General features: G+C 72.3%; 23 protein-coding genes. 11 read left to right on the top strand and 12 right to left on the bottom strand.

Annotated elements, in window-relative coordinates; genetic code table 11:
• Window positions 1-103: 103 nt before the first annotated feature.
• From ACQEUX_RS14675 to ACQEUX_RS14665, 3 genes are all read right to left on the bottom strand, one after another.
• The gene (locus ACQEUX_RS14675; protein ID WP_433047065.1) at window positions 104-2,602 is read right to left on the bottom strand and encodes a hypothetical protein; all 2,499 of its coding nucleotides are present in this window, start codon (window positions 2,600-2,602) and stop codon (window positions 104-106) included.
• Between the two features lie 305 nt (window positions 2,603-2,907).
• Window positions 2,908-3,552 (bottom strand): hypothetical protein, encoded by a 645-nt coding sequence (locus ACQEUX_RS14670; protein ID WP_433047062.1) that lies wholly within the window; start codon window positions 3,550-3,552, stop codon window positions 2,908-2,910.
• A 347-nt stretch (window positions 3,553-3,899) separates the two neighbouring features.
• A complete protein-coding gene (locus ACQEUX_RS14665; protein ID WP_433047059.1) occupies window positions 3,900-4,787 on the bottom strand; it encodes a LysR family transcriptional regulator in 888 nt (295 codons plus the stop codon).
• Window positions 4,788-4,894: 107 nt separating this feature from the next.
• On the opposite strand from ACQEUX_RS14665, the gene ACQEUX_RS14660 reads away from it, so the two are divergent.
• Window positions 4,895-5,767: an oxidoreductase gene (locus ACQEUX_RS14660; protein ID WP_433047056.1), complete on the top strand. Its 873-nt coding sequence runs from the start codon at window positions 4,895-4,897 to the stop codon at window positions 5,765-5,767.
• Between the two features lie 198 nt (window positions 5,768-5,965).
• Here the strand turns inward: ACQEUX_RS14660 and ACQEUX_RS14655 are convergent, their stop codons facing one another.
• Together ACQEUX_RS14655 and trmB are read right to left on the bottom strand one after the other, a co-directional pair.
• A complete protein-coding gene (locus ACQEUX_RS14655) occupies window positions 5,966-8,479 on the bottom strand; it encodes a DEAD/DEAH box helicase (RefSeq protein ID WP_433047053.1) in 2,514 nt (837 codons plus the stop codon).
• Window positions 8,480-8,555: 76 nt separating this feature from the next.
• The gene (gene trmB, locus ACQEUX_RS14650) at window positions 8,556-9,185 is read right to left on the bottom strand and encodes a tRNA (guanosine(46)-N7)-methyltransferase TrmB (protein ID WP_433049847.1); all 630 of its coding nucleotides are present in this window, start codon (window positions 9,183-9,185) and stop codon (window positions 8,556-8,558) included.
• Between the two features lie 208 nt (window positions 9,186-9,393).
• Here trmB and ACQEUX_RS14645 point away from each other — a divergent pair, with 208 nt between their 5' ends.
• Both ACQEUX_RS14645 and ACQEUX_RS14640 read left to right on the top strand, forming a co-directional pair.
• Window positions 9,394-10,095, top strand: coding sequence for a hypothetical protein (locus ACQEUX_RS14645; RefSeq protein ID WP_433049844.1), 702 nt, complete (start codon window positions 9,394-9,396; stop codon window positions 10,093-10,095).
• 103 nt (window positions 10,096-10,198) lie between these two features.
• Window positions 10,199-10,882, top strand: a complete 684-nt coding sequence (locus ACQEUX_RS14640; protein ID WP_433047050.1) for a class F sortase — start codon at window positions 10,199-10,201, stop codon at window positions 10,880-10,882.
• A 135-nt stretch (window positions 10,883-11,017) separates the two neighbouring features.
• Here the strand turns inward: ACQEUX_RS14640 and ACQEUX_RS14635 are convergent, their stop codons facing one another.
• The 4 genes from ACQEUX_RS14635 to ACQEUX_RS14620 form a co-directional block, all read right to left on the bottom strand.
• Window positions 11,018-11,893 (bottom strand): alpha/beta fold hydrolase, encoded by an 876-nt coding sequence (locus tag ACQEUX_RS14635; RefSeq protein WP_433047047.1) that lies wholly within the window; start codon window positions 11,891-11,893, stop codon window positions 11,018-11,020.
• Window positions 11,894-12,046: 153 nt separating this feature from the next.
• The gene (locus ACQEUX_RS14630; RefSeq protein WP_433047044.1) at window positions 12,047-12,364 is read right to left on the bottom strand and encodes an antibiotic biosynthesis monooxygenase family protein; all 318 of its coding nucleotides are present in this window, start codon (window positions 12,362-12,364) and stop codon (window positions 12,047-12,049) included.
• A 47-nt stretch (window positions 12,365-12,411) separates the two neighbouring features.
• On the bottom strand, window positions 12,412-13,209 hold the full coding sequence (locus ACQEUX_RS14625) for an exodeoxyribonuclease III (RefSeq protein WP_433047041.1): 798 nt from the start codon (window positions 13,207-13,209) through the stop codon (window positions 12,412-12,414).
• 37 nt (window positions 13,210-13,246) lie between these two features.
• Window positions 13,247-14,167 (bottom strand): proteasome assembly chaperone family protein, encoded by a 921-nt coding sequence (locus ACQEUX_RS14620; RefSeq protein WP_030335067.1) that lies wholly within the window; start codon window positions 14,165-14,167, stop codon window positions 13,247-13,249.
• A 421-nt stretch (window positions 14,168-14,588) separates the two neighbouring features.
• Here ACQEUX_RS14620 and ACQEUX_RS14615 point away from each other — a divergent pair, with 421 nt between their 5' ends.
• The 3 genes from ACQEUX_RS14615 (at window position 14,589) to ACQEUX_RS14605 (ending at window position 16,495) form a co-directional block, all read left to right on the top strand.
• The gene (locus ACQEUX_RS14615; protein WP_433047038.1) at window positions 14,589-15,437 is read left to right on the top strand and encodes a peptidase M23; all 849 of its coding nucleotides are present in this window, start codon (window positions 14,589-14,591) and stop codon (window positions 15,435-15,437) included.
• 106 nt (window positions 15,438-15,543) lie between these two features.
• A complete protein-coding gene (locus tag ACQEUX_RS14610) occupies window positions 15,544-15,690 on the top strand; it encodes a hypothetical protein (protein ID WP_186718350.1) in 147 nt (48 codons plus the stop codon).
• 49 nt (window positions 15,691-15,739) lie between these two features.
• Window positions 15,740-16,495 (top strand): EcsC family protein, encoded by a 756-nt coding sequence (locus ACQEUX_RS14605; protein ID WP_433047035.1) that lies wholly within the window; start codon window positions 15,740-15,742, stop codon window positions 16,493-16,495.
• A gap of 16 nt (window positions 16,496-16,511) precedes the next feature.
• Here ACQEUX_RS14605 and ACQEUX_RS14600 read toward each other — a convergent pair whose 3' ends face one another.
• Both ACQEUX_RS14600 and ACQEUX_RS14595 read right to left on the bottom strand, forming a co-directional pair.
• Window positions 16,512-17,363, bottom strand: a complete 852-nt coding sequence (locus ACQEUX_RS14600; RefSeq protein ID WP_433047032.1) for a GDSL-type esterase/lipase family protein — start codon at window positions 17,361-17,363, stop codon at window positions 16,512-16,514.
• A gap of 120 nt (window positions 17,364-17,483) precedes the next feature.
• A complete protein-coding gene (locus tag ACQEUX_RS14595) occupies window positions 17,484-18,077 on the bottom strand; it encodes an antibiotic biosynthesis monooxygenase (RefSeq protein WP_433047029.1) in 594 nt (197 codons plus the stop codon).
• A 123-nt stretch (window positions 18,078-18,200) separates the two neighbouring features.
• On the opposite strand from ACQEUX_RS14595, the gene ACQEUX_RS14590 reads away from it, so the two are divergent.
• Genes ACQEUX_RS14590 through ACQEUX_RS14570 form a run of 5 tightly spaced genes read left to right on the top strand, consistent with a single transcriptional unit; the run spans window position 18,201 to window position 22,774 of the window.
• Window positions 18,201-18,464, top strand: a complete 264-nt coding sequence (locus ACQEUX_RS14590; RefSeq protein WP_433047026.1) for a DUF6343 family protein — start codon at window positions 18,201-18,203, stop codon at window positions 18,462-18,464.
• Between the two features lie 12 nt (window positions 18,465-18,476).
• A complete protein-coding gene (locus ACQEUX_RS14585; protein ID WP_433047023.1) occupies window positions 18,477-19,892 on the top strand; it encodes an NADP-dependent succinic semialdehyde dehydrogenase in 1,416 nt (471 codons plus the stop codon).
• A gap of 52 nt (window positions 19,893-19,944) precedes the next feature.
• Window positions 19,945-20,910 (top strand): TIGR03885 family FMN-dependent LLM class oxidoreductase, encoded by a 966-nt coding sequence (locus ACQEUX_RS14580; RefSeq protein WP_433047020.1) that lies wholly within the window; start codon window positions 19,945-19,947, stop codon window positions 20,908-20,910.
• A gap of 38 nt (window positions 20,911-20,948) precedes the next feature.
• Window positions 20,949-22,520, top strand: coding sequence for a Na+/H+ antiporter (locus ACQEUX_RS14575; protein WP_433047017.1), 1,572 nt, complete (start codon window positions 20,949-20,951; stop codon window positions 22,518-22,520).
• Window positions 22,517-22,774, top strand: coding sequence for a UBP-type zinc finger domain-containing protein (locus tag ACQEUX_RS14570; protein WP_433047014.1), 258 nt, complete (start codon window positions 22,517-22,519; stop codon window positions 22,772-22,774). Before ACQEUX_RS14575 ends, ACQEUX_RS14570 begins: the two co-directional genes overlap by 4 nt.
• 49 nt (window positions 22,775-22,823) lie before the next feature.
• On the opposite strand, the gene ACQEUX_RS14565 is transcribed toward ACQEUX_RS14570, so the two are convergent.
• Window positions 22,824-24,587 (bottom strand): MFS transporter, encoded by a 1,764-nt coding sequence (locus ACQEUX_RS14565; protein ID WP_433047011.1) that lies wholly within the window; start codon window positions 24,585-24,587, stop codon window positions 22,824-22,826.
• Window positions 24,588-24,591 lie beyond the last annotated feature (4 nt).

Below are 24,591 nucleotides of genomic sequence, written 5' to 3'. Positions count from 1 at the left end.
TGCGCGGATCTTGGCGGTCCGGGTCAGCGGGACCTCAGGGAGCCGTCCGACCTGGTTGTCGGCAACGGCCCGGGCGTCCTTGTTCGGGCACCAGTAGGTCGCCCTACTGCTCCGGGCCGAGGTCGCGCTCGGCGGCCACCTCGGCGGTCAGTTGGGCCGCCCGCTCCCGCAGCGCCTTGAACGTCACCTGCTCGGCGATCCGGTTCAGCTCCAGCAGCGCCGTATCGCTGCCGATCGTGACAAGCACCTCCAGCCCGGCCAGGGCACGGTTGTTCCCGCCCTCGCCCGGCCAGGCCCGGATCAGCGGTGCCAGCCGGCGGACCGTGTCGTCGTCGCCGACCAGGCCCAGGGCGCCCAGCGCCCAGCTCTCCTTCGACGGCATTCCGGTCGAACGCCAGCGTTCGAACAGCGCCCAGCCGAACTCGGCCAGACTCGCCGGGTCGCAGGCCCCGCGGATGGTATCCATCCCGGCCCGGACCCCACCCGTCCAGGCGGACTCCTCGCCCGCCGCGCCGAGGGCCAGCATGGTGGTCAGGTGTCGTACCGACGCCTCCGGCAGCGCGCTGGCCCGATCCCGGAGCAACACCCGGGGCAGCAGGACGGGCTCGGCCCAGTCCGGCGTCCGCGGCACCTTCGTCGGCAGCAGCTCCGTCGGGTCGACCGCGAGGAGTGTGTCGATCGCGGCCCGGGCCGGTGGGCCGTACCCGTCGGCCGCGGCGCGCACCTCGGCGTCGTACCCGGCCGCGACGATCGCCCGCAACGCCTGCTCGGCCGCCCTCCGGGGCTGCCCGGGCTTGCCCAACGCCGCCGGTACCAGCGCCCGGGCGGCGGCGGCCGGGTGCCGGGTCAGCCAGGCCAGCGCTGCCGGCCGCTGCTTCTTGAGCCGGGCCAGCCAGTCGGCCATCAGCAGGGCGATCTCCGGTCCGGCAAAGGCCAGCAACGCGTGGGCGGCAAACTCCGGCCCGTCCTGGGCGACCCGCAGCACGGCCGGCAGCGCGGCGAGTTCGTACCGGGCCACCAGCGGCGGGAGGTGATGCCATGCCTCATAGCGGTCCCGTGGCCACCACTGCGCCAACAGCGGCCGGGTCAGCTCGTCCGGGCCCAGGATGAAGAAGGGGGCCTCGTCGTAGGCCCGAGCCGTGCCCTCCCGGATCTGCTGTGCCACCCCGGTCAGCGGCACGTCGCGGTCCCACTGGTACGGAACGCGGTGCTGCGGAACCCGCCAGCGCTCCTGCTCGCCCGGCTCCCAGGCGATGACCGTCGGATCCGAGCAGGTGAGCTCGGCCAGCACGGTGGGCCGGCCCCGGCGGGTGGGACGCTTCACCTCCCACGGCGGGCTGAGCAGCACCGCCGGCACCCGTTCGGCCGGCGCGTCCGGTACGCCGTCCTCGGTCGAGGCGAGGGCGCCGATCCGCTGCCGGGCCGCCTCGGGCAGGTCCGGGACGACCCGCTCCACCACGGTGGGATGGCTCGCGACGTGTGCCGCCAGCAGGTCCGTGATCGCGGCTGTCGCCGCGGTCGATGTCGCCGCGGTCGTGGTGGCGGCGGTCGCGAGCAGGCGTAGCGCCCGGGCGGGGTACCGCTGCGCGGCGGTGGTGAGCGCGGCCTTCGCCGGTGCCTCCCCGATCCGGTCCAGCAGCGTCTGAAACGCCTCGTCGGTGGGGGTGACCGCCAGCGCGGAGTATGCCCGGCGCCGCTTCTCGGCGTTCAGGTCGCCGCCGTCCAACCACCGGATCACCCGGCTCATCGCGGCCGGGCCGACCGAGGTGAGGACGGTGGCCAGCGGCGCGAGCGACTGGGTCGCCTCCCCCGACCAGAAGTTGTCGACGACCTGGTCCAACTGCTCGACGGTGCTGACGGCGTGGAACAGCAGGAAGTGGTTGTTGGAGTCAACGGGTTGTCCACCAGCCACCAACGCGCAGTCCTCGGTCACCCAGTCGGTCCGGGTCGGCGCGAGGAACGAGGTCACCGCCCGCTGCCGAGGTGTCTGGCGGTACTCGGCGAGCGCGGCGACCGCCGCCTGGTACTCGGACTCGGGCGCGGCGGCCAGGTGCGCGCGCACCCGGCTCATGATCTCGACGGTGCGAAAGTGCATCGCATGGTGGAACTCCAGGGCGTCGAACCTCCCCGGAGTCCGGTTCGCGCGGTAGCGGACAAGGAAGACCCCGCCCCCGAGCGACAGGTCCAGGTCGGCCAGTTCGGCGGCGGCCCGCGCGGCGAAGACCACGCCCCGACCGGCCACCCAGGCCTCAGGGAAGACCTCCGCCTCGTTGCCCTGCAAGAAGCCCAGTTCCTCGGCGACCAGCCCGCAGACCACGGCCGCGCCGAGCGGCGAGCCGTCCGGCGGGACATCCGGGGACAGCCACGGCCGCGCCTCGTTGGCGTACCGCGGTTCGGCCCGCTCGTTGCGCAGGGTGTGCTCGACTCGGTTGAGCCGCGGCTCCAGCAGCTTCCACGCCTGCTCCGCCGCGTCCGGAGCCGGCCGGACCGGTCGGGCGGTCGCCCGGTCGCGTCGCGGGTACGCCGCGCTCAGCCAGGACTTCGGCAACGGCTGCTGGTCTTCGGTCACGAACACCGCCCACTTTCCAAGCACTTCGTCCACCGCGCATCTCACGTGGATCTTGATCGCGGGACATGCTACGTACGCCGAACGACATCCCGACTGCGCACTAGCCGTACCCGTCGACACGACCATCGCCGACCCGCCCGTCGACAGATCCTCGTCGGCGGACGTGCTCGCCGGCAGCGCCTGTGGATAACGCCCGTCGGGCCGGAACGCCAAGATCCGCGCAACTTCGCTGTCCTTGCTGCCTCCTGGCAATGGGAGGCGGCAGTGTTCCCGAAGTTGCGCGGATCTTGGCGGGTGGGGCGCGTGGCGCGGTGGGTGGGGGGTTAGGCGGCAGGTGGTTAGGCGGCAGTGGACCAGATGGCGCGGAAGGCGGCGGCCTCGCCGGCCAGCCAACGTTCGATCTGGTCAGGCTTGGCGTCGGTAGGCATGCGGTGGGCCTGGCCACGGCGGACGTCGACCAGGACCGGCTCGGCGCGCGGGAGCACCGCGTCCATGTGTCGGGCCATCAGGTGCAGGGTGGCGAGCACCGACTCCTCGCTCGGTGGGGTCTCGTCGAAGTGCAGGCGGACCGCTTCGGCGCGGCCATCGGCGTGGCGTACCCCGAAGTGGGGGTTGATCTTGACGGGTAGGTCGCCCAGCATGGCCAGGGCGTCGCGGGTCTGGGCGAGGTCGACGGCCGCCGGCTCGCCGAGGGAGTGCAGCCAGGCCGTGGCGCCGGGCACCAGCGCCTGGTAGAGCGGGCGCCATCGTGGCTTGACCACGTCGACCACGCCGGTGAGGTGCGTGCCGCCGGTGTGGAAGGCGATGTCGGCCTTGAGCGCCTTGACGAACTGGCCGTGCGGGTTGAAGCCGGATCGGCTGGCGCGCTGCTTGCGCAGCCCGCCCACGAAGGTCGCCTTCGTGGGGCCGGTGCGGTCGACGTAGCGGGTGAAGCCGAGCAGCGTCGCGTAGGGGGTGAGGGGCGTGGAGGCGGGCGCGGTCACGGGCGTCCTCCCTAGTCGTAATCCTGCAGGTCAGGAACTCGATTAGTACATACATTCTAATCGACACCTCTGACATCGCCCAGCGAAAACGGGGGTGCGAAATGTCCCGTCCGCGGCAAGGTGGCACGGTCCGGGGAGAGTTGGCACGCGGGTTGGCACCGTCCGGTCAGAAGTGGCAGGTCCGGTACGGTGCCGGGGTGCTGCGCGCGGTGCCGGGCCTGGGAGGGTCGCGGGTCAAGCCGGTACCTGGGTACCCGTCGCCCCGGCGTCAGCGCAACCTCCGGGCCGGAAGGCCGGTTGGCGGCTACCTGCGGCTCCTATGACACCGTCGCTGAGCGGCGATCCGGCTAGGCCCTTTCGGCGGCAAGTTCCCGAACCACGTGGGCAAAACCACGTACGAGTGGGGCGTCGGTGCGGTCGGGCCAGGCGAGGGCGATCCGGAGTGGTTCGACGTCGATCAGCGGCACCCAGGCGAGGTCCGGACGGGCGTAGTAGCTCGCCATGCTTGCCGGTGCGAAGCAGATGGCCGTCCCTTCCGCCACCTGCTCCAGCATCTCCTCGACGTTGTTGCTGGTCGGGCCCCAGCGAGGACTCGACCCGTCCGGCCGCGGGTGCACCGCCCACCAGTCCACCCACTCGCGTGGCGCCCGCTCGGTCCACACCAACGGCTCGTCGTTGGTTTCCAGGATCGAGACGCTGTCCCGACCGGCGAGCGGGTGGTCCCGTGCCACGACGAGCAGCCGCTGCTCCGTCTGCACCACCTCGACACGCATGCCGGTGAGGTCGTTCGGGAGCCAGACGAAGGCGACATCCGCCCGGCCATCGCGCAGCGCGGCGGCCTCCTCGCCCCAGTCGAATCGCCTCGGCTCCACCCGTACGCCCGGATACCGGCGGGCGAACTCCGCCCGGGAACGCGTCGTCAGCTCGCCCGCGCCGCTCGCCTCGAAGCCCACCCGCAGCACCCCGGTCTGGCCGCGCCGGTGCCGCTGCGCCGCGGCCGTGATCCGGTCGACCTGCCGGAGCGTACGGCGCGCCTCGGTGATCACGTCGCGCCCGGCAGCGGTCGGTGTCACGCCCCCGGCGTGCCGGTCGAAGAGCCGCACGCCGAACTCCGCCTCCAGGTTGCGCAGGGCGTAGGAGAGCGCGGGCTGGCTGACGTAGAGCCGCTGAGCGGCCCGGCCCAGATTCCCGGCCTCGTCGATCGCCACCAGGTAGCGCAGCTGGCGCAGCTCCATCCCGGAATCATAAATCGGCCTTATGGCTTGAACGATCTTCTGTCTTGGACGCGCCAGGTCGCCGCCGGCCACCCTGTGGTCAGCTCATCGCACCACTGGAGGCCGAGATGTCCACCGAAACCCCGTCCACCCGCCCGGCGACCGGCCGGATCTGGCTGATCACCGGGACCTCCTCCGGCTTCGGCCGGGCGATCGCCGAGGCAGCGCTGCGCGCCGGTGACACCGTCGTGGCAACCGCCCGCCGCCCGGAGACGCTCCAGGACCTGGTCGCGGCCCACCCCGACCGGGTATGCCTGGTCGAACTCGACGTCACGGACGCGGCCCGGATCACCGCCGTGGTCGCCCAGGTCATCCTCTGGTACGGCCGGATCGACGTCCTGGTCAACAACGCCGGCCGCGCTCTGGTCGGCGCGGTCGAGGCGACCACCGACCGGCAGCTGCGTGACCTGATGGACCTGCACTTCTTCGGTCCCGCGGCCCTGACCCGGGAGGTGCTGCCGCATATGCGCCGCCGGGGCTCGGGTGCCATCGTGCAGCTCAGCAGCATGGGCGGGCGGATGTCCTTCGCCGGAGTCTCCGCCTACTCGGCGACCAAGTTCGCCCTGGAGGGACTCTCCGAGGCACTGGTGGCCGAGGTGGCGCCGTTCGGGATCAAGGTACTGATCGTCGAGCCGGGAGCCTTCCGGACGAACCTCAACGCCGCCGGGGCCATGCTGCGCGCTCCGGCGATCGACGCGTACGCCGACAGCGTGGGGGTGGTCGCGGCGAACCTCGACGCGGCCGACGGCCGGCAGCCCGGCGACCCCGCCAAGGCCGCCGCCGCCATCCTCGCCGCGCTCGACGCGGACCCGACCCCGCTGCGGCTGGTCCTCGGCAACGATGCGGCAGACGCGATCTCGGCCAGCCTGGAGCAAGCCCGCGCCGAGTTCCTGGCGTGGGAACCGACATCCCGCAGCGTCCACCTCGCCGACGCCCGCTGAACGAGCAGATCCTGGGGGAACGGTCCGCCATCGTCGACCCGGGTGCTGGCGCCCCAACTCGCCCGGTCACCACCAGAACGACGTCCCCCGCCTGGCTACCGCGTCAGCCGCTGGCCACCTTTCCTGGCACCGGACGAACGGAAAGCGCGACAACGGAGGCCGTCCGCACGCCGGACGCCCCCGTTTTCGGGCGGACTGTCAGAGCTGGCCGACGTCGGTGATCCGGACGACCGCGGCGCCGATCTCGTCCGAGGCGATCAGGTCGATCTCGGCGCTGATGCCCCAGTCGTGGTCGCCGTCGGGGTCGTCGAAGATCTGCCGGACGTTCCACCGCTCCCGGCCCTGTTCGATCATGAGCAGTGCGGGTCCCCGGGCATCCGGTCCGACGCCGATCGAGTCGTACTCCTCGAAGTACGGCGCCAGGGCGTCGGCCCACGCGTCGTAGTCCCAGCCGTCCCCGGCGTCCAGCTCGGCGAGCAGGTCCCAGCGGCGCAGGGCGGCCAGCTCGACACGGCGGAACAGCGCGTTGCGCACCAGCACCCGGAACGCCCGCGCGTTACGGGTCACCGCCGGTGGCCGGTCGGTCAGGGCGGCGTGCGCCTGGGCCACCTCGGCCACGTCGGACGGGTTGCGCAGCCGCTCCCACTCGTCGATGAGGCTGGAGTCGACCTGGCGGACCAGCTCACCCAGCCACTCGATGAGGTCGATCAGCTCCTCGGTCTTGGCGTCCTCGGGCACGGTCTGGCGCAGCGTCTTGTACGCGTCGGCCAGGTAACGCAGCACGAGGCCCTCGGAGCGGGTCAGCCCGTAGAACTGCACGTACTCGGTGAAGGTCATCGCCCGCTCGTACATGTCGCGGACCACGGCCTTGGGGGAGAGCTGGTGATCGGCGACCCAGGGGTGCCCCTGCCGGTACATCTCGTACGCGGCCTCCAACAGCTCGGCGAGGGGCTTCGGGTGGGTCACCTCGTCGAGCAGTTCGAGGCGCGCCTCGTACTCGATGCCCTCGGCCTTCATCGCGGCCACCGCCTCGCCGCGCGCCTTGAACTGCTGCGCGGAGAGGATCTGCCGAGGGTCGTCGAGGATCGACTCGATGACCGAGAGCACGTCCAGGGCGTACGACGGGGACTCGGCGTCGAGCAGCTCGATGGTGGCCAGGGCGAGGGGGGAGAGCGGCTGGTTGAGCGCGAAGTCGAGTTGCAGATCGACGGTGAGCCGGATCCGCCGGCCGGTCTCGTCCGGTTCGGGCAGCTCCTCGACGACCCCGCCGGCGCGCAGCGCCCGGTAGATGGCGATCGCCCGGCGGATGTGCCGGCGCTGAGCGGCGGCGTCCTCGTGGTTGTCGGTGAGCAGGTGCCGCATCGCGGTGAAGGCGTCGCCGGGCCGGCCGATGACGTTGAGCAGCATGGAGTGGCTGACCTGGAAGCTGGAGGTCAGCGGCTCCGGCTCGGCGTCGACCAGCCGGTCGAAGGTGGGCTGGCCCCAGCCGATCGAGCCCTCCGGCGGCTTCTTACGGACCACCTTGCGCCGCTTCTTCGGGTCGTCGCCGGCCTTCGCGAGGGCCTTCTCGTTCTCGATGACGTGCTCGGGGGCCTGCACCACGACCCGGCCGATGGTGTCGTAGCCGGCTCGGCCGGCCCGCCCGGCGATCTGGTGGAACTCCCGGTTCTTGAGCAGCCGGGTCCGGATCCCGTCGTACTTGGACAGGCCGGTGAACAGCACGGTGCGGATCGGCACGTTGATGCCGACGCCGAGGGTGTCGGTGCCGCAGATGACCTTGAGTAGGCCGGCCTGGGCGAGGGTCTCCACCAGTCGGCGGTACTTGGGCAGCATGCCGGCGTGGTGCACGCCGATGCCGTGCCGCACCAGCCGGGACAGCGTCTTGCCGAAGCCGGAGGTGAACCGGAAACCACCGATCGCCTCGGCGATCATGTCCTTCTCGGCGCGGGAGCAGACGTTGACACTCATCAGCGCCTGGGCCCGCTCCAGTGCGGCGGCCTGGGTGAAGTGGACCACGTACACCGGGGCCTGCTTGGTCTCCAGCAGCTCTTCGAGCGTCTCGTGCAGCGGCGTCATCGCGTACGAGAAGATCAGCGGAACCGGGCGCTCCGCCGAGCGCACGACGGCGGTCGCCCGCCCGGTACGCCGGGTCAGGTCGTCGACGAAGCGGGTGGTGTCCCCCAGGGTGGCGGACATCAGGATGAACTGGGCCTGCGGCAGCTCGATGATCGGCACCTGCCAGGCCCAACCCCGGTCGGGCTCGGCGTAGAAGTGGAACTCGTCCATGATCACCTGGCCGACGTCGGCCTTCACGCCCTCACGCAGCGCCAGGTTGGCCAGGATCTCGGCCGTGCAGCAGATGATCGGGGCGTCGGCGTTGACGCTGGCGTCGCCGGTGAGCATGCCGACGTTCTCGGCGCCGAAGACCTCGCAGAGAGCGAAGAACTTCTCCGACACCAGGGCCTTGATCGGCGCGGTGTAGAAGGTTGTCCGGTTGTCGGCGAGGGCCGCGAAGTGGGCGGCGATCGCCACCAGGCTCTTACCCGAGCCGGTGGGAGTGTTCATGATCAGGTTGGCGCCGGAGACGATCTCGATGACCGCCTCCTCCTGATGAGGGTAGAGGTCGAGGCCGCGCTCCTTCGCCCAGCTGGCGAACGCGTCGAAGAGGGTGTCGGGGTCGGCGCTTGTCGGCAGCGCGGCGGTGAGCGTCATAGCCTGTCCATGGTGCCTGGATCATGCCCCTGCGCGCCAACCCGGCTTCCGCCGGACCCCCGTCCGGGTCTGGCCGTCACCGTCGGCGGTAGAGCAGGTCGGCGACCGGCCGGCCGGCCGTGATCGCCCGCTGCTCGAACTTCGTCACCGGGCGGTGCGCCGGACGCGGCGCGAAGCCGCCGTACACGTCCACCAGCCCCGGGTCCGCATCCAGGGTCTCGCGCATCGCCTCGGCGTACTCGGCCCAGTCGGTCGCGCAGTGCAGCGTGCCGCCGGGTCGCAGCCGGGACCGCAGCAGCGCCACGTGCGCCGGCTGGACGATCCGCCGCTTGTGGTGGCGGGCCTTGGGCCAGGGGTCGGGGAAGAAGACGTGCACGGCGTCCAGAACGCCCTCGGGCAGGCCGTTGACCAGGGACAACGCGTCGCCCCGGGCCACCCGCACGTTGGTCAGGCCGCCGCGGTCCGCCAGGTCGAGCAGGTTGGCGATTCCCGGCGTGTGTACCTCTACCGCCAGATAATCTCGATCCGGGTCGGCGGCGGCCATCGCGGCGGTGCTGTCGCCCATGCCCGAGCCGATCTCCAGCACCACCGGCGCCCGGCGACCGAACAGGTCGGCCAGATCGACGGGCACGATCGGCCCGTCCGGCACATCCAGGCCGTACGCGGGCCAGAGCCGGCCCAGCGCGTCGGTCTGCCGGTCGCTCATCCGACCCCGTCGGGGGTGGAACGTGCGGATCGTCCGGCTCGCGGGCGGGACGGCGGGGTCATGGTCGATGGCGGTCACAGCGACCCGAGCGTACGCGACGTCGTCGTCGGATCGGATGTGATGTGCGACCGGAAATGAGAGGATCCAACTGGTACGGCAGGCCGGGTGCCCCACTGCCCGACACGGCCGCACAGCGTCGAGAGGGGGCATCGTGACAGCGACCCGCATCGGCGTTTCCCTGTCGGTGGCGACCGTGCTCGCCGGCCCCCTGCTGGCCGCCGCCCCCGCGCACGCCGCCCCCGAGCCCGTCGCACCTCGGTTTGCCCTCGTGCGTGCCGCGTCCACTTCTCCGGCCGCACCCGTATCCGCGGTCCAGCCCGCCGGCCTCGTGCGCCCGGCGGCCGGCGCTCTCCAGCCCGGCGCTGTCGCGCCAGCGCCACAGCCCGAAGAACCGCCCGGTGGCACGCCCCAACCGGCGCCGGTCGACATCTTCGTCGAGGTGAGCCCCAGCACCGTGCAGCCCGGCTACCTGGTCGGCATCCGGGCCAGTTGCCGGGACAACTCGGTGGGCGCCACCGTGGTCTCCGACGCCTTCGGCGAGGTTGGCGTGCAACCGCAGCGCGGGGTGCTCACCGCCGCGCCGATGGTGCGCGAGCGCACCCGCCCGGGCAACTACCGGGTCAAGCTGGAGTGCCGCGACGGCGAGACCGCGTCGACGATGCTCCAGGTGGTCAAGAAGGTCCCGGTCAAGCCCAGTCGAGGCCCGGCGACCGGCTTCGGTGGGGGCGCCGACGGGATGACCGGCAAGCTGCTACTGCCCGGTGGCGCGGCGCTGACCATCACCGGGTTGGTCCTCGCCGTGGTGGCGCTACGCCGGCCGCGTCCCGTCCGTGGCGCTGCGCGCCACTGAGGCTGCCATGGAGATCTTCCGCCCTCCGCGGTCGCCCGCAGCCCGCCCTCCGCAGCCTGCCCGCGGGCCGATCGAGTCACGCCCGATCGAGTCCCGTCCGGCGGTGGAGTCACGTCCGGCGGTGGCCGCTCGCCCGCCGACCGCCGTCACGCCTCGGCGTAGCCGTCCGCCCGGCCGTAGTCCCTGGTCGGTGCCGTTGGCCGTGGTGCTGGTGCTGGCGGGGGTCTTCGCGACCGGGGCGGGTCTGGGCCGCTCGGTCGGCCCGTTCGACCTGGCGCCGGCCGGCGGTGACCGGCCGTCCCGCAGCGAGTCGGTCGGGTTGTCGGCGAGCCGCCCGGTGCGCCTCTCGGTACCGGCGATCAAGGTCGCCGCGCCGGTGGCGCCCGTCGGACAGGCGCGGGACGGCTCGATCGCCGTGCCGCCGCTGGAGCGGCACAACGAGACCGGCTGGTACGACCGCGGGCCCACGCCCGGCGAGCCCGGCCCGGCGGTGATCGTCGGGCACGTGGACACCAAGACCGGACCATCGGTCTTCTACGACCTGGGCAAGCTGCACCCCGGCGACCTGATCGAGGTGGCCCGGGCGGACAAGTCGGTGGTGGTGTTCCGGGTCGACACCGTCGAGCACTTCCCGAAGGACCAGCTACCTGCCGAGCGGATCTACGGTCACGAGGGGCCACCCGGGTTGCGGTTGATCACCTGTGGGGGCCAGTTCATCGGTGGCCGCACCGGCTACGCCGACAACGTCATCGCCTTCGCCACCCTGCAGTCCTCCCGCAAACCCTGACCCCGCCCCGCCGGCCACTGCCGCATCCCGCCGCAAGGTCGACTCGGTTGTGGTGATGTCGCGGTATCAGGCCGACTCGGACAGCCCGGTTTCGCTGATCCCGAGTGGATCAAGCGTCCGTGGGGCAGACCGGCGTCAGCTCAGGAAGTCCAGGAGCTGCCGCGTGGTCTCCTCGGGGGCCTCCTCCGGGATGAAGTGCCCGACCGGGACGGGCTCCCCGCGCACGTCATCGGCCCACTCCCGCCAGATCGCGAGCGGGTCGTCGTAGAGCTTCGCGACCTGACCGCGTTGGCTCCAGAGGAACAGCACCGGGCAGGCGATCTTCCGGTTTCCCCGGTCCGCCTCGTCCTGCTGGTAGTCCAGTGTCGCGGCAGCGCGGAACTCCTCGCAGATCGCGTGGACCGTGGCGGGGTCGCTGAACTGCCTGACGTACGCCGCCCGCACCTCGGGCGGGAAGGCATCCTTCACCTCGGGCCAGGTGTCGAGCATGAAGTCGACGAGCACCGCGGGCGCCGCGTCGATGAACCGCTCGGGCACCGGCGCCGGCGCCGCCAGGAAGGACCAGACCCAGTAGGAGAGGCTGAACGTCCTGTCGGCGCGGTTGTAGACGTCGCCGATGGGAACGACGTCCATGACGGCCAGCCGGGTGACCGTGTCTGGTTCGTCCAGCGCGAGCCGGTACGCGCAGCGGGCTCCGCGATCGTGGCCGACGAGTCGGAACTGCTCATGGCCCAGGCTGCGCATCACCTCGATCTGGTCACGGGCGATGGCTCGCATGCTGTACGGCTCGTGATCCCTGGTGCTCGGCGGTTTGCCGCTGTCGCCCCAGCCCCGCAGGTCGGTGGCGACGACGGTGAAGTTCTCGGCGAGCCGCGGCGCGACCTGGTGCCACATGAGATGCGTCTCGGGAATGCCGTGCAGGAGCAGAACGGGAGGCCCACTCCCGCCTCGGCGTCCGTGGATCGTCGCGGCGGGAGTGTCGATGTCGAATTCCTCGAAGCCGTCGAACATGGCCGGAATTCCCCCGCAACTCCTCGGGGCCGCCGGTGGGGCGGCTGATGGCCGGCTACCGCTCAGGCCGGTTCGACGCTATCAGCCGAAAAGTCCGGCCCGGCCCGATCTCCGCCACTGGCCGCAGCGGGATCTCGGATACCCGAGACCCGTCTAGGGCTGGGGGACGTGCAGGGCCACCTCGAACTCCAGCAGGCTGGCACCGGTGGCGACCGGAGGGCGTGGCTTCTCGCCGGGGGCGGCGGCGTGAGCGGCGCGGGAGGGGCCGGCGGCCCATGCCTGGTACGCCTCTTCGCTCTCCCACTTCGTGTAGACGAAGTAGCGGGTCTCGCCGGCCACCGGCCGGAGCAGTTCGAAGCCGAGGAAGCCGGGGGAGTTCTCCACCGTGCCGGCCCGGGCGGCGAACCGCTTCTCCAACTCCGCGCCGCCACCCGGAGGAACGTCGATTGCGTTGATCTTCACGACTGCCATCTGCCCACCCTAGCCACCACCCTGGCCCCCGGAATGAGAGAGCGCGCTCAGAACGCCTCGACCACCGGCACCAGGTCCGCGTCGACCACGATCGGAGCGTGGTCGGACGGGCCCTTGCCCTTGCGGGCCTCCCGGTCCACGTACGCCGAGCGGACCGCCCGGGCGAACGGCGCGGAGGCGTACACCAGGTCGATGCGCATGCCCTTGTTCTGGTGGAACATCCCGGCCCGGTAGTCCCAGTAGGTGAAGGGATGCGGCCCCTTCATCGGGGTGGGCACCACGTCGCTGAGGCCCAGGTCGCGCAGTGCGGCGAGGGCCGCCCGCTCGGCGGGGGTGACGTGCGTGGAGTGCGTGAAGACCGCCGGGTCCCAGACGTCGGCGTCGGTCGGGGCGACGTTGAAGTCGCCGCAGACGACCAGCGGCGACCCGCCGGCCAACTCGACGTCCAGCGCGTCGCGCAGCGCCGCGAACCAGGCCAGCTTGTACGCGTAGTGCGGGTCGTCCGGCGTCCGGCCGTTGGGCACGTACACCGACCAGACCCGCACCCCGTCGCAGGTGGCGGAGATGGCTCGGGCCTCCGGCTCGGGAAAGCCGGGCTCGCCGGCGAACCCGACCCGGACGTCGGACAGGCCGGCCCGGGACAGGATGGCGACCCCGTTCCACCGGCCGTCGCTGTGGCTGGCCACGGTGTAGCCCAACTCGCCCACCTCGGCCACCGGGAAGGCGCCGTCCGGGCATTTGGTCTCCTGCAGGCAGACCACGTCCGGCCCGGTGTCGGCCAGCCACTCCAGCAGCCGGGGTAGGCGGGCCTTCACCGAGTTGACGTTCCAGGTCGCCAGGCGCATGCCTCCAGCCTGCCGCATCCGCCCCTGCGGCGCCGGGTCAGCTGCCCGGGGTGTCGCCGGGACGGGTCTGTTCGGCCAGGAACCGCTCCAGTTCCGCGCCGAGTTCGTCGGCGGTGGGCAGCGGGCCGGCGTCCGGGGCGAGCAGACTCTTCTCGCCCCGACCCCGGGCGAACGCGTCGTACTGCTCCTCCAGGGCCTGGACCAGGGCGGCGGCATCCTCGGTCTGGGCGACCTGCCGGTCGATCTCCACCCGAACCACCTCGGCGGCCGAGCGCAGCCCGTCGCCGGGCAGCAGCAGCCCGGTGCTGCGCGACACCGAGGTGAGCAGCACCTCGGCGGCGGCCGGGTACTCGGTCTGCGCCACGTAGTGCGGGACGTGGGCGGCGAAGCCCAGCGCGTCGCGGCCCTGCTCGCCGAGGCGGAACTCCAGCAGGTGACCGACGCTGCCGGGCACCTGGACGCGTTGCAGCCACGGTTCGTACCCGCTGATCAGCTCGGGGCGGGTGGCGTGCGCGGTCACCCCGGTCGGCCGGGTGTGCGGCACCGCCATCGGGATCGAGTTGAGCCCCACGGTGAGCCGGACGTCCAGTCGGGCGGCGAGCCCGGCGACGGCGGCCACGAAACGCTCCCACTGCAGGTCCGGCTCGGGACCGGTGAGCAGCAGGAACGGGGTCTCGTCGTCGTCGTGCAGGAGGTGCAGCTCCAGCTTGGGCGCGTCGACGCTCTCCCAGTGGTCCTCGACGAAGGTCATCACCGGTCGTCGCGATCGGTAGTCGAAGAGCTGGTCCACGTCGAAGGTGGCGATCGGCCGGCCTTCCAGCGAGGTGAGCAACTGCTCGCGCGCCAGCCGGCTGGCGTTGCCGGCGTCCACGAACCCGGTGAGGGCCTGGATCAGGACCGGTTGCCCGAGGTCGGGCAGATCGTCGGTGAGCTGGTAGAGCTCGTGTGGGTCGAGCACCGGTGCGGACCTCCCTGAAATGTGCCTGCGGGGTGCCGACGCGACGGAGGGCACCCGTTCGGGCAACGTACCCGCCATCCTGGTGCATTCCTGCGCCGGGCGATCCATCGCCCGGCGGGTGGGGCGCGACCGGACTAATCACCTGATTACGCCGCCAGGCCGATTCCGCTGACCGATCGGTCGAGGGGCGGTTCGGCCCAAAGGCCGAGTTTGTCGATCATGTCGGGTCCGGAGGGCGGATGTCCGGGCCTGTCACCCGCCGTGCCAGCCTGCGTGCGGCGCCGGGTTCATCCGGTACGCGAGGTACGTTCCCCGGGCGGGTCGAGCCGCCCGGGTCGTCCACCAGGAGGGGCCCGATCTGTGGCGAGCGCCACGTGGTCACCGTGCGTGATCGGGGTTTCCCCCTGCCTAGCCTCGGTTGATGCGTGACGACGGCACCCTCGACGACCCGTACGCCCCGAGCAGCCCCACTGCCGATACGGAGGATGGCACCTCAACCGAACGGACAACCGCCGCGAGTCGGCTCCGGGCGTACGCCCGGGACCTGACCGGGCGACGCCGGGCACAGGTGGCGCTGGCGACCGGTGTGGTCTGCTGCCTCGGCCTGGCCGCCGTCGCGCAGGTCCGGGGCGACACCGCCGACGCGGCGACCCGGGGCGGCTCGCTCTCCAGCTCCGAGCTGGCGCAGCGCGCCGAGCAGCAGGGCGCCTCCCGTGGCCTCGACCGCGCGGCTGCCCCGACCACCCCCGCCGCCGCCCCGACCCCCGCCGACCCGGACACCACCGCGCCGGCCCGCAAGGTCGCGCCGGCCCGCCCGACCGACCCGGCGCCCGTCGCCGGGTTGGACGAGGACCAGATGGAGAACGCCGAGGCGATCGTCCGCACCGGCCGCGAGATGGGGGTACCCCGCCGGGGTCTGGTGATCGCGGTGGCCACCGCCATGCAGGAGAGCAACCTCTACAACGTGGCCAGCGGCGTGCTGCCCGAGTCGCAGGAGTACCCGCACCAGGGTGTCGGCTGGGACCACGACTCGGTCGGGTTGTTCCAGCAGCGTTCCAGCAGTGGCTGGGGCCCGGTGGGCCGGCTGATGGACCCCGAGTTCGCCACCCGGCAGTTCCTCGCCGCGCTGGAGCAGGTGCCCGGCTGGGAGCAGATGCGGCTCACCGACGCCGCTCAGGCGGTGCAGGTCTCCGCGTACCCCGAGCACTACCAGCAGCACGAGTGGCGGGCCACCCGGGTCGTCGACGCCATCGTGCCGGCGGGGCGGTAACCTACCGCCCACTATGGACGGTCAGGGTTGAGGCTGTCGCATCCCGGGTACATGTGTTGCGGGTACGGGGTACACATGACTGAGGGATCGTCGACAGGAGGACGTTATGTCACTGATGCAGCGGATCAGCGCGTTTCTGAAATCACCGAAGGGGCAGCAGATGGTCGACCGGGGCCGTCGGGAGATGGCCAAGCCGGGCAACCAGCAGAAGCTGAAGGGGCTGGCGGCTCGACTGTCCAACCGCCGCCGCTGAGCGCTCCATCGGCCGCCCTGTCCGCCGTTTCCACCCCTGGGGAGACCTGGTGACCGACATCCCGCCCGTCGGCGGCCAGCCTGCCGCCCCCACCCCCGAGCCGTCCGTCGGCCTGCCGGCCGGGGCGGTGGACGCCCCCGAGGGTCCGCCGGCCCGTCTCTGGGACCGGATGCGTGACGACCCGCAGTACGCGCCGGAGCACCTTGCCCTGGAGGCGGTGCGCCGGCTCGGGCCGGAGGCCGTGCAGTGGGCCGGCCGGGCCCGGGCCGAGCAGCCTGGGGTCTCGGCCGATGTCCTGGCCGACCAGGCGGCCCGCAAGTTCGTCAACCTGGCCCGTCTGTCCGGCGCGGTCTCCGGGGCGGCCGGGCTACCCGGCGCCGTGATCGACGTGGGCGTGCTGGCCTGGACCCAGGCGCGGATGGTGCTGCACATCGCCGCCGCGTACGACGTCGACCCGCTGCACAGCGACCGGGCCACCGACCTGCTGGTGCTGCAGCGGGTGCACAAGGTCGCCGAGAGCGCCCGGCTGGCGCTCGGCGTGGCCGCCGGCCGGGAACGCGCCGACGCGCTCTTCGGCCTGGGCGGCCAGCGGCCGCTCGGTCGGGTCATGCTGCAACTCGGCATCCGACTGGCCCAGATGGCCGGCGTTCGGGCCGCCAAGCGGATGGTCGCCAAGATCGTCCCCGGCGCGGCCATCGTGCTCGGCACCTGGGCCAACTCGTCGGCCACGAAGGATCTCGCGCAGCGTTCCCGGGCGCTCTACCGCGCACGCGGCACCGCCGTCCCGGAGCCCCGCCACCACTGACGGTCGGTCGGGACCGTCAGTTGGCCATGCCGGAGGCGCGCCAGGTCACCTCGGCGAGCCGGCCCTGGCCGGTGGCGTTGGGATGGAACCAGTCCAGCGGGTTGAGCATGTCCAGGGTGAACCGGACCTTGTGCACCGCGCCCCCGTCATGCCGGCAGCGTGAGCCGTACGCCCGGCACGCCGCCACCAACTCGGCGTTGTACGCGTCGATCCGGTCCCGGACGGCGGCCCGGCGCGCCCGGTCGGCGGGCGCGGTCGAGGTCGCCTCGGCCAGCAGGGCCGGGCAGATGCCCCGGCGCCAGGCGCGTACCGCCCGTGGGTCGTCGTGCCCGACCTCCCAGAGCCGGTACAGGTCGGGGATACTCACCACCAGCACCCGGGCCTTCGGCCGGCCGGTCCGCAGCACCCGCAGCCCTCGGTCGACGTCGGCCCGGAACCGCGCCACCGGCGTCATCGCGTCCACCCCGCCCCGGCAGGCGTCGTTGGCGCCGATCAGCACGGTGACGTAGTCGACGCGGTCGCGTACCGCTGCCGTGGCCTGGTCCTCCAGCGCGTCCGCGCGGGCGCCGGGACGGGCGTGGTTGTACGTCCGGTCGCGGATCGCGGAATTCTGTTCGAGCAGCCGCCGGTAGTGGCTCTGCACCCGCAGGCCGTCCCCGGTGGACCAGGAGTTGCGCTCGCAGGAGGTGAGCACCAGGCAGGAGGCGAACCCGGTGCTGATCGAGTCGCCGAGCGCGGCGATGCCGCCGGGCCCCCCGGACTGCGGTGGGCTCTTGGTCGGCCGGGGTGTGGCGGAGGTGCCGCCCTCGCAGGCGAGCGCGACCAGCGCCGCGAGGCAGGCCAGGGCGGTGACCCAGCGTCGAGGCATGACATTCCCCGTTCCCGCAGCAGAGAGCGACAGCGCGGTAACTCTATGCGTAGGACCTGGTTGGCCGGGAAGTTGCTGTCGGGTATGCGGCAGAGCGCCGACGCTGATGCCGGCGGGATGCTATAAGCCCCGCCAGGGCGCCGGCTGGCCGTGCAGCCACCAGTGCAGCGCCCGGGTGATCCGGGGCAGCACCAGATAGGTCATCAGCGGGGTCAGGCAGAGCGTCATCAGCAGCACCCGCGCCGCCAGCGGCACAGCGTCCAGGAAGTGGCTGGTCAGCAGAGTGGCGGTGAGGCTCAGCGGGAAGAACGCCAGCCAGATGGTCACGGCCTGCTTCCATCTCGGTGGCGACGCGGGCGCAATGGGCTCCACCGGGTCCACCGAGTGCTCCAGCGGCGGGTCGAACCAGCCCTCGATCCCGGTACGCCGCTCGACCCGGGTGTGCTCGACGATGCCCTGCGCGGAACTGAGCCACCAGTGCCGCTGCGGCGACTCCTCCCACCGGCGCAGCGTCTCGGCGTCGGCGAAGCGGTAGAGCATGTGCCACTCCGGCGAGCCGGGACCACTCTGCACCCAGCCGGCGCCGAGGAACCCGGGGAACGCCTCGGCCAGCGCGGTGCCGGCCCGCATCCAGGCCACCATCTCGCTGGCCCGGCCCGGATCGACACGGCGGGCGATGGAGACGGTCACCGGCACGGCGAGGGTCATTGACATACGCCCATCCTGCGGTCGTCAGGGCTCCGGCGCGAACGGATGTGCCAGAGCACACCGCCGCTGACGGGCGTGGGCCCGCCCAGCGACGGGTTAACCCTCCCGATCGCGGGTAGATCGGGAGGTATGACGAGATCGCAGCCCCGGCGCGCCCGTGGCACGGTCGGCCACGCGAACAGCGCGCTGAACCTCCGGCTCACCCTCGCCGGCTTCGGGTTGGTGATCATGGTGCTCTTCGCGGTGCTGGCGTTCTGGGCCGGCCTCGCCTGGCTCGGTGTGCTCTGCGCGGTCTTCGCCGTGGTCGCCGTGGTCGACCTGGTCGTGATCCAGCGCCGCCGCGCCGCCCGCCGCCGCGAGGAACCGGGCGTACGACACTCGTTGTTCGAGTGACAGGAGGACGAGATGCCCACCATCGCCACCACCAACCCCGCCACCGGACAGGTGCTCAAGAAATATGAGGCGATGTCCACCGAGCAGCTCGACAGCGCCATCGAGCGCACCGACCTCGCGTACCAGCAGCTGCGGGAGACCACCGTCGACCAGCGTGCCCGGTGGATGAACGCCGCCGCCGACATGCTGGACGCCGAGCGGAACGAGATCGCCTGGATCATGACCACGGAGATGGGCAAGACCTACGTCGCGGCGCAGGCCGAGGTGACCAAATGTGCCACGGCGGCTCGTTTCTACGCCGACAAGGCCCCGGCGTTCCTCGCCGACGAGCCGGCCGACGCCGCGGCGGTCACGGCGACCCGGGCGTTCATCCGCTACCAGCCGATCGGCGTGGTGCTCGCGGTGATGCCGTGGAACTTCCCGCTCTGGCAGGTGATGCGCTTCGCCGCGCCGGCACTGATGGCCGGCAACACCGGTCTGCTCAAGCACGCCTCGAACGTGCCGCAGACCGCCCTGCTGCTGGAGGACGTGTTCCGCCGGGCCGGCTTCCCGGAGGGGGCCTTCACCACCGTGCTGGTCGGCTCGGACGCGGTCGACCGGATCCTCAGCGACCCCCGGGTGCGCGCCGCCACGCTCACCGGCAGCGAACCCGCCGGTCGGTCCATCGCCCAGATCGCCGGACGCGAACTGAAGAAGACCGTCCTCGAACTCGGCGGCAGCGACCCCTTCGTGGTGATGCCCTCGGCCGACGTGGACCGCGCCGCCGAGGTGGCCACCACCGCCCGCTGCCAGAACAACGGCCAGTCCTGCATCGCCGCGAAGCGGTTCATCGTGCACACCGACGTCTTCGACGCGTTCGCCGAGAAGTTCGCCGCGAACATGGCCGCGCTGCGGGTCGGGGACCCGATGGACCCGGACACCGACGTGGGGCCGCTGGCCAGTGAGCGTGGCCGCGCCGAGGTGCACGCCCAGGTCCGCGACGCCGCGGACAACGGTGCGACCGTGCTCTGCGGCGGCGAACTGCCGACCGGCGACGGGTGGTTCTACCCGCCGACCGTGGTCACCGACCTCACGCCCGAGATGCGGATGTGGTCCGAGGAGGTCTTCGGCCCGGTCGCCGGCCTGTTCCGGGTCTCCTCGTACGAGGAGGCGATCGAGGTCGCCAACGGCACCAGCTTCGGGCTCGGCTCGAACGCGTGGACGCGGGACCCGGCCGAGCAGGAGCGCTTCTCCACCGACCTGGACGCGGGCAACGTCTTCATCAACGGGATGACCACGTCCTATCCGGAGCTGCCGTTCGGCGGTGTGAAGAACTCCGGTTACGGGCGGGAGTTGTCCGCGCTGGGCATGCGGGAGTTCTGCAACACCAAGACGGTCTGGGTGGGCGAGGGCGCCGCCTCGGCCGGAGCCGGCGCGCACGCCGAGTAGCGCACGCCGCGGTACGCATCAGCGGGAGCGGCCGTGGGTAGGAAGTGCGGGCATGACGCTGTTCGGTTTTCACGCCTCGCATGAGCAGATCGGTCCACGCGCCCTGTTGGAGGCGGTGGCGCACGCCGAGCGGGCCGGCTTCGACGCCGCCATGTGCTCCGACCACTTCTCCCCGTGGAGCGCCCGGCAGGGGGAGTCCGGCTTCGCCTGGTCCTGGCTGGGCTCCGCCCTACAGGCCACCGGTATGCCGTTCGGCGTGGTCAACGCGCCCGGCCAGCGGTACCACCCGGCGATCATCGCGCAGGCGATCGGAACCCTCGGCGCGATGTACCCGGGCCGGTTCTGGGCGGCGCTGGGCACCGGCGAGGCCAGCAACGAGCACATCACTGGCGACCCGTGGCCGCGCAAGGACGTCCGCGCTGCCCGGCTGCGCGAGTGCGTGGACGTGATCCGGGCGCTGCTGGCCGGGGAGGAGGTCAGCCACGACGGCCTGGTCCGGGTGGACCGCGCCCGGCTCTGGACCCGCCCAGAGCAACCGCCCGCGCTGGTGGGTGCCGCCGTCAGCGTGGCCACCGCCCGCTGGTGCGCCGAGTGGGCGGACGGGCTGATCACGGTCAACGCCCCGGTGGCGCACCTGCGCGAGATGGTCGACGCGTACCGCGACGCCGGCGGGCGCGGGCCACTGCACCTGCAGGTGCACGTCTCCTGGGCGCCGGAGCAGGCGCAGGCCGAGGCGCTCGCGTACGACCAGTGGCGCAGCAACGTCTTCGCCCCGCCGGTCTGCTGGGATCTGGAGACGGTCGAGCACTTCGACGTGGTCTCCTCCGGCGTGCCGGCGGAGCGGGTCGCCGAGGTGGTGAACGTCTCGGCGGACCTGGGCCGGCACGTCGGCTGGCTGGAGGAGTACGTGGAGCTGGGCTTCGACCAGATCGCCGTGCACCACGTCGGGCAGGAGCAGCGCGCTTTCATCGACGCGTTCGGCGCCGAGGTGCTGCCGAAGCTGCGCCGGGCCGGCTGATCGAGGACCGGATCGGCGGACCCCTAGGCTCGTACCCCATGGAAAGCCTGTTTCCGGTCGTCGTGTTCCTGGCGATCGCCACCCTGGGCGCCGCGCTGGCCCGCCGGCTCGGACTGCTCGCGCCGATCGTGCTGGTCGTGCTCGGGCTGGCGCTCTCCTTCGTGCCGGGCTTCCCGCAGGTGGAACTCGACCCGGAGCTGGTGCTGGTCGGCATCCTGCCCCCGCTGCTCTACGTGGCCGCGCTGGAGACCTCGGTGCCGGCCTTCAAGAACAACATCCGGCCGATCCTGCTGCTCGCGGTCGGCCTGGTGCTGTTCACCGCGTTCGTGGTCGGGCTCGTGCTGCACCTGCTGCTGCCGCAGCTGCCGTTCGCGATCTGCCTGGCTCTCGGCGCGGTGGTCGCCCCGCCGGACGCGGTGGCCGCCACGGCGGTCGCCCGGCGGGTCGGCCTGCCCCGCCGGGTCGTCACCATCCTGGAGGGGGAGAGCCTGATCAACGACGCGACCGCGCTGGTGCTGCTGCGGGTCGCGACGCTGGCCACCATCGGCTCGGCGGTCGGCACCGCGGAGGTCGCCGTCGAGGTGCTGCGGGCCACCGGCGGCGGCATCCTGATCGGGGCGCTCGGCGCCGTGGTCTTCGGCTTTCTGCACCGGCGGATCAGCGACCCGCTGCTGGACAACGCGCTGTCGCTGATCATCCCCTTCGCGGTGGTGTTCACCGCCGAGGAGGTGCACGCCTCGGGTGTGGTCGCGGTGGTCGTCACCGGTCTGGTGCTCGGCCACAAGCTGCCCCAGCTGCTGTCGGCGGCGTCCCGGTTGCAGATCGGCGCGTTCTGGCGGCTGGTCCGTTTCCTGCTGGAGGGGTTGGTCTTCCTGCTGGTCGGGCTCCAACTGCGGGAGGTGCTGCGCGACCTCGACGAACCGGCCGGTTCGCTCATCCTGATCACCTTCGCGGTGCTCGCCACCGTCTTCCTGACCCGGTTCATCTGGCTCTTCCCGGCCACCTACCTGGCCCGGCTGGTCCCCCGGGTCCGCCGCCGGGACGTCCGGCCGTCACCGAAGTTCCCGATCATCATCGGCTGGGCCGGGATGCGGGGTGTGGTGACCCTGGCCGCCGCGCTGGCCCTGCCGTTCACCCTGGCCGGCGACGAGCCGTACCCCAGGGCGCTGTTCATCTGGCTGGCCTTCGCGGTGATCGTCTTCACCCTGGTCGGTCAGGGTGCCACGCTGCCGTTGGTCGCCCGCCGCTTGAAGCTGCCGCAGGACGACCCGGTGCAGGACGCGCTGTCCGCCGCCGCTGTGCAGCAGCAGGCCAGCCGGGCCGCCCGGGACCGCCTCGACGAGCTGGCGGACAGCGCCCCGGAGGCGGTGGTGGATCGGCTGCGTCGGGCGTCGGAGGACCGCACCAACATGGCCTGGGAACGGCTCGGTGGCACCGAGCGGGAGACCCCGTCGCAGGCGTACGGTCGGCTACGACAAGAGATGATCGACGCCGAGCGGGACGTGTTCCGGGCTGCCCGGGACGCCGGTCGGATCCCCGAGGAGGTGTTGGTGCGGGCCTATCGTGACCTGGACCTGGAAGAGTCGTTGCTGCGGGAGGTCGAGAAGTGAGCTGTCAGCACCTGACCGAGGCGGGTGCGGTGGAGCCGCGCACCCCGGACCAGTGCGAGGACTGCGTCGCCATCGGTGACACCTACTGGGTGCACCTACGCACCTGCCTGAGCTGCGGACAGGTCGGCTGCTGCGACTCGTCGCCGAACCAGCACGCGAGCAAGCACTTCGAGTCCACCGGTCACCCGGTGATCCGCTCGGCGCAGCCCGGCGAGGCCTGGCGGTGGTGTTACGTCGACGAGGAGATCGGCTGACGGGCCCGACGACTGGAGGCGGCCCGGCGGTCAGCGTCGGGGTGAGCACTCAGCCGAGCCGACGGACGAGGAGCTGCCCGGGCCACGGGTCGCGTCCCGGTCGCGTGACGGTGAACGCGTCGGTGGCGGTGAAGCCGCAGCCCTCGTAGAAGCGGACCAGCGCCCGATCGTCGCCGCCGTAGCAGTCCACCCGGAGCAGCCCCAGCCCTCGCGACCGGGCCAGCTCCGCGGCGTGCTCCAGCAGCCGAGCCCCGATTCCCAGGCCGGCGTGCTCCCGGTCGGTGACCAGTAGCCGCACGTAGAGTTCCGGCTCGGTGGCCGGGGGCACGTCGTCGCTGGCGGCGCCGACCACCAGGGCACCGACCGGATGGTCGTCGCGCATCGCCAGGTGCAGGCCGCCGCCCGAGGCCCAACCGTCGGCCTGGGCGATCCGGCGTGGATCCGTCGACGCCGGCTCGGTGCCCCACTGACCGGTTCGACCGCGCGCCGCCAGCCAGGCGGTCGCGCCGTCGAGCAGCCGCAGCACGGTCGCGGCGTCGTCGGGACCACCGGGGCGAATGGTGATGCTCTGCTGATCGGTCATGCTCACCATGCTGCTACATGCCGGTCGGGTGGCCAACGCCCACCGGGCCAGCGCCGGGCTGGCCAGGCCCACCACGGCGAAGAGCCCGCCGACGGCCAGCCAGCCGGGTACGCCGCCGTCGAGCACCACCAGCGTCAGCAGGGCCGGGGCGACGGCGCGGGCCAGGCCGGCGAGCATTCCATCGGCACCCTGGTACGCGCCGACCGCGTCCGGTGGAGCGAGATCGTAGGCGAGACCGGCCCCGGCGGTGCTGTGCCACAGATCGCCGACGGTGTAGACGGCGGTGGCGACCAGCAACAGCGTGACCGCCGAAGCGGTGGGCAGGCTGGCGGTGGCGGCGTACAGCAGCATCGCGGCGGCCAGCACCAGGCCGGCCTGGCGCATCTTCCGGGCCGCCGGGGCGGCGGTGTCCGCGCCCCGGCTCAGCCGCACCGCCAGCAGTACGGTGAGCAGCGTGTTGGTCAGCAGCACAGCCGACACGACGGGCGGGGGTGCCCCGACCAGGGTCACCGCCCACAGTGGCACCACCAGCGTGAGTACCGTCTGGTGGAGGCCGAGCACCGCCGACGCACCGCTCACCGCGAGGAAGCGGCTGTCGTGCAGCGGACGACCCCGGCGGAGCGTGGCGGTCGTCGGGGGACGCGGGGGTGGTGGAAAGGCCGGCAGCCGCAACAGCAGCGCCGCCGACACCAGATAGCTGACCGCGTTGCCTGCCACCAGGATCTGGTACGCCAGATGTGTGTCGGCGGCCAGCGCGAACCCGGCCAGCCCCGCCCCGAGCGCGATGCCCAGGTTCGCCACCGCCCGCAGCGTGGCGAAGGCGTGCACCCGCGCCTGCGGGCCGGCGACGGCGGCGATCAGCGCGGCGCGGACCGCGAGGTTGCCAGAGGTCAACAGCAGCTCGAGCACCGCGACGACCAGGAACACCGGAAACGAGCCGACCAGCAGGTACGCCGCAGCGACCGCCGCCTGGAGCACCTGCAGAACGGCTCGCAGCGTACGCGGGTCGCGCCGGTCCGCCAGCCCGCCGAGTGGCACGCTGGCGGTCAGCCCGACCAGCCCGGCGACGCTGAGCCCGGCGCCCACCTGGACAGCGGAGAGCCCCACGTCCCTGGTGAGGTAGAGAGCCGCGCCGGTCAGCCACAGCCCCAAGCCGACCGAGTTCGCCAGGGTGGCGAGGGAGAGGGTGCGCAGCCGCCCGGACGGGGGAAGCGGCGACATACCCCGCATCAGG

Source organism: Micromonospora sp. CA-259024 (genome assembly GCF_050936255.1).
Taxonomy (GTDB): domain Bacteria; phylum Actinomycetota; class Actinomycetes; order Mycobacteriales; family Micromonosporaceae; genus Micromonospora.
The sequence above is the reverse complement of the archived record's forward strand: the minus strand, read 5'-3'. Positions and strand labels throughout refer to the sequence as shown.